This is a genomic window from Saccharopolyspora sp., assembly GCF_017434145.1.
Taxonomy (GTDB): domain Bacteria; phylum Actinomycetota; class Actinomycetes; order Mycobacteriales; family Pseudonocardiaceae; genus Saccharopolyspora_C; species Saccharopolyspora_C galaxeae.
On sequence record NZ_JAFRFW010000822.1, the window covers coordinates 1 to 2,305 of the forward strand.

General features: G+C 68.0%; 1 protein-coding gene and 1 rRNA gene. Both read left to right on the plus strand.

Annotation, left to right across the window (positions count from 1 at the left end; translation table 11 throughout):
• Positions 1–143: 143 nt before the first annotated feature.
• Positions 144–261 (plus strand): 5S ribosomal RNA (gene rrf, locus IJH84_RS22360).
• A 97-nt stretch (positions 262–358) separates the two neighbouring features.
• A complete protein-coding gene (gene ilvD / locus IJH84_RS22365) occupies positions 359–2,050 on the plus strand; it encodes a dihydroxy-acid dehydratase (protein ID WP_295148626.1) in 1,692 nt (563 codons plus the stop codon).
• Positions 2,051–2,305 lie beyond the last annotated feature (255 nt).

Here is a 2,305-nt window from a genome sequence, read left to right on the forward strand (position 1 = left end):
CTAATAGGCCGAGGACTTGCCCACAGGGATGTCTCGTGTCCACTATATGGTGTCTGAGGCAACAACTCTTGTTGTCAGGCATAGTTGAATAGGTTTCACCTTTGGTGAGCACACCCGTATGGGGTTTGGGTGTGTGTTGGTTTGTCGGTGGGTATAGCGGAGCGGGGTACGCCCGGTCCCATTCCGAACCCGGAAGCTAAGCCCTCCAGCGCCGATGGTACTGCACTTGTGTGGGTGTGAGAGAGTAGGACACCGCCGACACTACTCGTAAATGGGGAAGGCCCCGGAACCACGGTTCCGGGGCCTTCTGCTGTCCGCGGCCGAGAAACCACAGCCACCGAGGACTATCCTCGGCGGGATGAGCAACCCAGCAGCGCACCAGGCGAACCTCAAACCCCGCAGCCACGAAGTCACCGACGGGATGGAGCGCGCGCCTGCGCGCGGGATGCTTCGGGCGTTGGGGATGCAGGACGACGACTTCGCGAAGCCGCAGATCGGTGTCGCGTCCTCGTGGAACGAGATCACGCCATGCAACCTGTCGCTGCAACGACTGGCGCAAGCCGGCAAGGAAGGCGTCGACGTTGCGGGCGGCTTCCCGATGGAATTCGGGACGATCTCCGTCTCGGACGGGATCTCGATGGGACACGTCGGGATGCACTATTCGCTGGTGTCCAGGGAGATCATCGCCGATTCGGTCGAGACGGTGATGCAGGCCGAGCGGCTGGACGGCTCGGTGCTGCTCGCGGGCTGCGACAAGAGCCTGCCGGGAATGCTGATGGCCGCCGCGCGCTTGGGCCTGGCGTCCGTTTTCGTCTACGCGGGGTCGATCATGCCCGGCAAGGTCGACGACCAAGAGGTCACCATCATCGACGCGTTCGAGGCGGTCGGTGCGTGTGCTCGCGGATTGATCGGCCAGGACCAGGTGGATCGCATCGAGCGTGCCATCTGCCCGGGCGAGGGCGCCTGCGGCGGGATGTACACCGCGAACACCATGGCGTGCGCCGCGGAGGCGCTGGGCATGTCGGTGCCGGGGTCGGCGAGCCCGCCGTCGGTGGACCGCAGGCGGGACGCCAGCGCGCGGGACGCGGGCCAGGCCGTGGTCGGCATGCTGCAAAAGGGGCTGACCAGCAGGGACATCATGACGAAGGAGGCGTTCGAGAACGCCATCGCGGTCGTGATGGCGTTCGGCGGGTCGACCAACGCGGTGCTGCACCTGCTGGCGATCGCGCGGGAGGCCGATGTCGACCTGACGCTGGAGGACTTCAACCGGATCGGCGACCGGGTGCCGCACCTGGCCGACGTGAAGCCGTTCGGCCGGCACGTGATGCCCGCGGTGGACCGCATCGGCGGGGTTCCGGTGGTGATGAAGGCGCTGCTGGACGCGGGACTCGTGCACGGCGACTGCATGACCGTCACCGGCAAGACCGTGGCGGAGAACCTGGCCGAGCTGGACCCGCCGGAGCTCGACGGCGACGTGCTGCACTCGTTGTCGAACCCGCTGCACCCGACCGGGGGTGTGACGATCCTGCGCGGATCGCTGGCTCCGGAAGGCGCCGTGGTCAAAAGCGCCGGGTTCGACACCGCATCGTTCGAGGGCACTGCGCGGGTGTTCGACGGTGAGCAGGACGCGATGGACGCGGTGGGCAACGGGACCGTGCAGCCCGGCGACGTGGTGGTGATCCGCTACGAGGGGCCGCGCGGTGGTCCGGGGATGCGGGAAATGCTCGCGGTCACCGGAGCCATCAAGGGCGCTGGGCTGGGCAAGGACGTGCTGCTGCTGACCGATGGGCGTTTCTCCGGCGGCACGACCGGGCTGTGCATCGGGCACGTGGCGCCGGAAGCCACCGATGGTGGGCCGATCGCGCTGGTCCGCGACGGGGATCGCATCCACCTCGATCTCGCGGCCCGGACCTTGGACCTGGTCGTCGACGAAGACGAACTCGCCGTCCGGAGGCGGGAGTGGACCGCGCCGGAGCCGCGGTTCCGGCACGGCGTGCTGGGCAAGTACGCCCGCCTGGTCGGCTCCGCGGCCGAAGGCGCCGTGTGCTGACTCGCCGACCCGGCCGACTCGGAGAAGCGGCCGACTCGAGAGGCGGCTGACTCGGAGATGCCGGGATCGCAGAACGCCCCGCACTCCGCACCGAGAATCCGAGTGAAGGACCCGTTCGACCCGATGGGTCCGGGTTCTTCACTCGGGATCGGTCAGGTCGCCAGCGGCACGGTCATGATCGGCGGTGTGGTGGGTGCCGGAGAGCCGCCGTCCGGTTCGACGGTGACGCCGAGCGTGGCGGTTCCGGCGGGCATC

What these genes read in the sequence shown, in the direction of transcription:
- ilvD (WP_295148626.1), top strand. Translation starts at nt 359, where the DNA reads ATGAGCAACCCAGCAGCGCACCAGGCGAACCTCAAACCCCGCAGCCAC.